Source organism: Saccharomonospora saliphila YIM 90502, from assembly GCF_000383795.1.
GTDB lineage: Bacteria > Actinomycetota > Actinomycetes > Mycobacteriales > Pseudonocardiaceae > Saccharomonospora > Saccharomonospora saliphila.
In genome coordinates this window covers 8567-13468 of the sequence record NZ_KB912693.1, presented here as the reverse complement: position 1 = coordinate 13468, position 4902 = coordinate 8567, and the positions used below count along the sequence as shown (strand labels likewise).

The window sequence follows — 4902 nt, the reverse complement described above, 5'->3', positions numbered from 1 at the left end:
CCACCGCAGCACCGCCCGCTCGTCCCGCACGCGGAGTTCGACCGCGTCGCGCGCCGCGTTCACGCCGCTCCCCCGCCCGTCGACACCGGTGCCTCGGCGGGCGCGTCGTTCGCCCGGGATGCCGGATCGGCGAGCTCGTAGAAGGCCACCGCCGCGGCCGTGGCGACGTTGAGCGAGTCGACCGCACCGGCCATCGGGATGCGCACGGCCACGTCGGCGGCCTCGATCGCCGGTTCGGAGAGTCCGTGTCCCTCCGAACCGAGCAGCAACGCGATCCGTCCCGCGCCGGAGTCACCCAGCTCACGCAGCGAAACCGCACCGGCGCGCGGAGTCAGTGCGGCCACGCGGAATCCGTGCGCGCGCAGAGTGTCCAGCGCCCCCGGCCAGGAGTCGACGGTCGTGAACGGCACCCGCAGCACGTGTCCCATCGACACCCGCACGCTGCGCCGGTACAGCGGGTCGGAACAGCCGGGACCGAGCACCACCCCGTCGACCCCGAGCGCGGCCGCGTTCCGGAACAGCGCGCCGAGATTCTCGTGGTCGCCCACGCCTTCGAGCACGGCGAGCACACGCGCGTGCGCGGCGAGTCGCTCCACCGTCGGCCGGGCGGCGCGGTCGGCGACGGCGAGCACGCCCCGGTTGAGGTGGAAACCGACGACCTCGGCCATCGTCTCGGGGGAGGTCACGTAGGCGGGGACGTCCACATCGGTCAACGCGGACGCCAGCTCCTCGACGCGCCTGCGCACGCCGAGCAGCGCGCGCACTGGGTAGGGCGAGGCGAGCAGCCTGCGCACGACCACGGTGCCCTCGGCGATCACGAGTCCCCGCCCACCGGGCCGGTCCGGTCTGCGGTCGGCGGTGGTGAGGTCGCGGAAGTCGTCGAGCCGCGCGTCGGCCACGTCGTCGGTCGGGATCACTGACGCCACACCCGCAGTTTCGCACCCGGCGCCACCACGGGGGATCGGTGCTCCGAATGCTGGGTAGCCGGTTCGTACGAACGGCGGCGTGTCTGCGCTGTGTCAGATGGGGATGACAGAGAGCACCGATTTGGCCGCTGGATGCGCCCCCCGCCGTGTGTAACCGTTGCCGCCTGGCAGGGGTCAATGCCGAGGCGCGCGCGCAGCCGCCGCCGCGGCCGAGGGAGAAGAGGGACGGTTCCCATGGGTAAGGACGTGTCACCGGACGCCTTCACCCCGAGGGACAGGGGGCGCTACCGGCGAAAGGTGCAACGCTGTCTGGACACCTTGGCGCGCATGCTGTCGGACGGCAGCTTCACGTTCCCGCGCAAGCACATCGGCCTCGAGGTCGAGCTGAACCTCGTCGACGACGCGATGCGGCCGTCGATGTCGAACACCGCGGTCCTCGACGCGCTCGACGACACGTCGTTCACCACCGAACTGTCCCAGCACAACATCGAGCTGAACGTGCCGCCGTATCCGCTCGACGGCGACTCCGCGCTGACGCTCGAGGCGGATCTGCGGTCCTATCTGGCCGACGCCTACGGCACCGCCGAGCGCGCGGGCGCCTCGGTCGCGATGATCGGCATCCTGCCGACCCTGCGCTCCGAGCACTTCGACCAGAAGTGGCTCACCAACAGCGCGCGCTACTCGCTGCTCAACGACCAGATCCTGGCCTCGCGGGGTGAGCACCCCCTGTTGTCTCTCGAAGGCGTGCCGCTGCGGGGCCGGGAGGCCGAGCGGCTGCGTGCGTTCGCGCAGTCGATCCTGCCCGAAGCGGCGTGCACGTCGGTGCAGCTGCACCTGCAGGTGGCGCCCGAGGAGTTCGCGTCGCACTGGAACGCGGCCCAGTGCCTTGCGGGCGTGCAGGTGGCCCTCGGGGCGAACTCCCCGTTCCTGCTCGGCAAGGCGCTGTGGCACGAGACGCGTATCCCGTTGTTCCTCCAGGCCACCGACACCCGGCCCGAGGAGCTGAAGAATCAAGGGGTGCGGCCCCGGGTGTGGTTCGGTGAGCGGTGGATCACCTCGATCTTCGATCTGTTCGAGGAGAACGTCCGGTACTTCCCGGGCCTGCTGCCGGAGACCGACGACGAGGACCCGATGGAGGCGCTGGAGTCCGGGCAGGTGCCGAGGCTGACCGAGCTGCGGCTGCACAACGGCACCGTGTGGCGGTGGAACCGGCCGGTCTACGACGTCGTGCGCGGCACGCCGCACCTGCGTGTGGAGAATCGGGTGCTGCCCGCGGGGCCGACCGTGCTGGACATGATGGCCAACGCGGCGTTCTTCTACGGCGCCCAGCGCGCCCTGGTGGAGCAGGAGCGGCCGGTCTGGACGCAGATGTCGTTCCAGGCCGCCGAGGAGAATCTCTACGCGGGCGCGCGCAACGGGTTCGACGCGCAGCTCTACTGGCCGGGGATCGGACGGGTGCCACCGGACGAGCTGGTGCTGCGCGTGCTGCTGCCCCTGGCGCGGCAGGGCCTGCGCGACTCCGACGTCTCCGACACCGCGGCCGAGCGGTATCTGGGAGTGATCGAGCGGCGGTGCCTGACCCGTCAGAGCGGCAGCGCGTGGCAGCGCGACACCGTGGCGCGCGCCGAGGAGCGCGGTATGGACCGCGACACGGCCCTGGCGACCATGCTCGCGCGGTATCTGGAGTTCTCCGGGTCCGGCGACGCGGTACACACCTGGCCCATCCCCTGAGACACCGCGCGTCCGGTGTGGTGCGGCTAACAGTGGTATTGACCTCCAGTTAACTCCACTTAGCAAGGTCAACATCAGCGGTCCCCGGTTAGCCGGGCACGTCCGTGGCTACTAGGTTGGCGACTGCACGAAGGCTTGGTACGACAGACACGAAGGAGGGCTCATGCCCACGTACGAGCTTCCCGACCTCGACTACGACTACGGCGCCCTCGAGCCGCACATCTCGGGTGAGATCAACGAGCTGCACCACAGCAAGCACCACCAGACCTACGTCAACGGCGCCAACCAGACGCTCGAGAAGCTCGCGGCGGCGCGGGAGGCGAACGACTTCGGCTCGATCGTGGGCCTGGAGACGACGCTGGCGTTCAATTTGGCCGGGCACGCCAACCACGTCGTGTGGTGGAAGATTCTCTCCCCGAACGGTGGCGACAAGCCGACCGGCGAGCTGGCCGCCGCCATCGACGACGCCTTCGGCTCGTTCGACAAGTTCAAGGCGCAGTTCACCGCCGTGTGCACCACCATCCAGGGCAACGGCTGGGGCGCGCTGTCCTGGGACCCGATCGGCAAGACGCTGATCACCCAGCAGCTGCGCGATCACCACAACAACCTGGTGCTGCCCACCGTGCCGATTCTCCTGGTCGACGTCTGGGAGCACGCGTTCTACCTGCAGTACAAGAACGTGAAGCCGGACTACATCAACGCCCTGTGGAACGTGTTCGACTGGGCCGAGATCGGCAGGCGCTTCGAGGACGCCCGGGCGGGCCGGAACGGTCTGCTGCTCTCCTGAGCCCGCGCGGGTCACCCCGCCATCAGCCCACGACATGAGGCCCCGCCTCCGGCCGGAACCGGACGCGGGGCCTCATGCGTTCCCGAACTGACTGCCGCTCCCACCACGAAGCGACCGAGTATGAGGTTAGCCTAACCTCAGTCGTCGGGCAAGGGGTGTGCGCGCATGCGCCGTGCCAGGATGACGCAGGTCAGTGCCGCGAGCATGGCGACGGCGCCGCCCAGCCAGAACGGGGACCGCCCGCCGAAGGTGTCGGCGAGCCACCCGGTCAACGGCCCTCCGATCGGGTTGCCGCCGATGAGCACGAGCACGTACAGGCCCATCACCCGGCCCCGCACCCGTGCGCTCACCGTCGTCTGCACCAGCGCGTTCGCGGTGTTCAGGAAGGTGATCGTGGCGAACCCCAGCGGGACGAGCGCCACCCCGAAGGCGACGTAGGTGGGCATGAACGACGCGGCCAGTTCGATGGCGCCGAGAGCGAAGGCCGAGGCCAGCACCAGGCGCGGGGTCGGCCCGTTCCGGCTGCCCCGGCGGGCCGCCGCGAGCGCGCCGGTGAAGGTGCCGACGGCCAGCATGGTCGAGAGCAGCCCGTAGCCGTCGGCCTGGGTGCCGAACACGTTGGCCGCCACGATCGCCAGCGAGGTGAAGAAGGTGATGCCGAACGTGCTGACGAAGAACACCAGCACCATGATCATCACCAGGTCGGGGCGGCCCCGCACGTAGTGGAGTCCCTCCCTGAGCTGGCCCTTGGCCCGGGCCGCCGGGGGCGCGCGGAACAGCGCACGCGGGTTCATCAGCGCGAGGCCTGCGATGACGGCGAGGGTGCTGGCCGCGTTCGCCGCGAACAGCCATCCGGTGCCGACCAGCACGATGGCGAACCCGGCGATGGCCGGGCCCACGATGCGCGCCATGTTGAACACGGAGGAGTTCAGGGCCACCGCGTTGGCGACCTGGTCGCGGCCGACCATCTCGCTGACGAACGACTGCCGGGTGGGCACCTCCAACGCCGAGAACGTGCCGAGCACGAAGCACAGCAGGTACACGTGCCACAACAGCACGACTCCGGAGATGTCGAGAGCCGCGAGGACACCCGCCTGCGCCGCCACGCCCGACTGGATGGTGATGAGCAGTTTGCGCTTGTCGACGCGGTCGGCGAGCACGCCCGCCCACAGCGAGAGCAGGACCGTCGGAAGGAATTGCAGCGCCACGGCCACCCCGAGCGCGACGGGGTCGTAGCCGCTCAGTTCGAAGACCAGCCAGTCCTGGGCGATGCGCTGCATCCAGGTGCCGATGTTCGACACGATCTGGCCGGAGAAGAAGAGGCGGTAGTTCGGCACCCGCAGCGACGCGAACATGCCGCGCCGCCCGGCGGGCTCACGACGTTCGCCGTCGGACTCGGCTCCGTCGTCGGACGCGGGGCGCTCGGCGGGTTCCACGGCCGTGCCGACGGCCGGGCCG

4 protein-coding genes are annotated in these 4902 nt (G+C 70.1%); 2 read left to right on the top strand and 2 right to left on the bottom strand.

The features are described from left to right. Positions 1 to 59: 59 nt before the first annotated feature. On the bottom strand, positions 60 to 926 hold the full coding sequence (locus SACSA_RS23150; RefSeq protein ID WP_083940264.1) for a TrmH family RNA methyltransferase: 867 nt from the start codon (positions 924 to 926) through the stop codon (positions 60 to 62). Positions 927 to 1160: 234 nt separating this feature from the next. Here SACSA_RS23150 and SACSA_RS0114815 point away from each other — a divergent pair, with 234 nt between their 5' ends. Continuing rightward, complete coding sequence (locus tag SACSA_RS0114815; RefSeq protein WP_019816677.1) at positions 1161 to 2657, top strand: glutamate--cysteine ligase family protein; 1497 nt, start codon at positions 1161 to 1163, stop codon at positions 2655 to 2657. Positions 2658 to 2820: 163 nt separating this feature from the next. After that, on the top strand, positions 2821 to 3444 hold the full coding sequence (locus SACSA_RS0114810; protein ID WP_019816676.1) for a superoxide dismutase: 624 nt from the start codon (positions 2821 to 2823) through the stop codon (positions 3442 to 3444). A gap of 137 nt (positions 3445 to 3581) precedes the next feature. On the opposite strand, the gene SACSA_RS0114805 is transcribed toward SACSA_RS0114810, so the two are convergent. Next, entirely contained in the window at positions 3582 to 4880 is a 1299-nt protein-coding gene (locus SACSA_RS0114805; RefSeq protein ID WP_019816675.1) for an MFS transporter, read from the bottom strand. Between the last annotated feature and the right edge of the window lie 22 nt (positions 4881 to 4902).

What these genes read in the sequence shown, in the direction of transcription:
- SACSA_RS0114815 (WP_019816677.1), top strand. Translation starts at nt 1,161, where the DNA reads ATGGGTAAGGACGTGTCACCGGACGCCTTCACCCCGAGGGACAGGGGG.
- SACSA_RS0114810 (WP_019816676.1), top strand. Translation starts at nt 2,821, where the DNA reads ATGCCCACGTACGAGCTTCCCGACCTCGACTACGACTACGGCGCCCTC.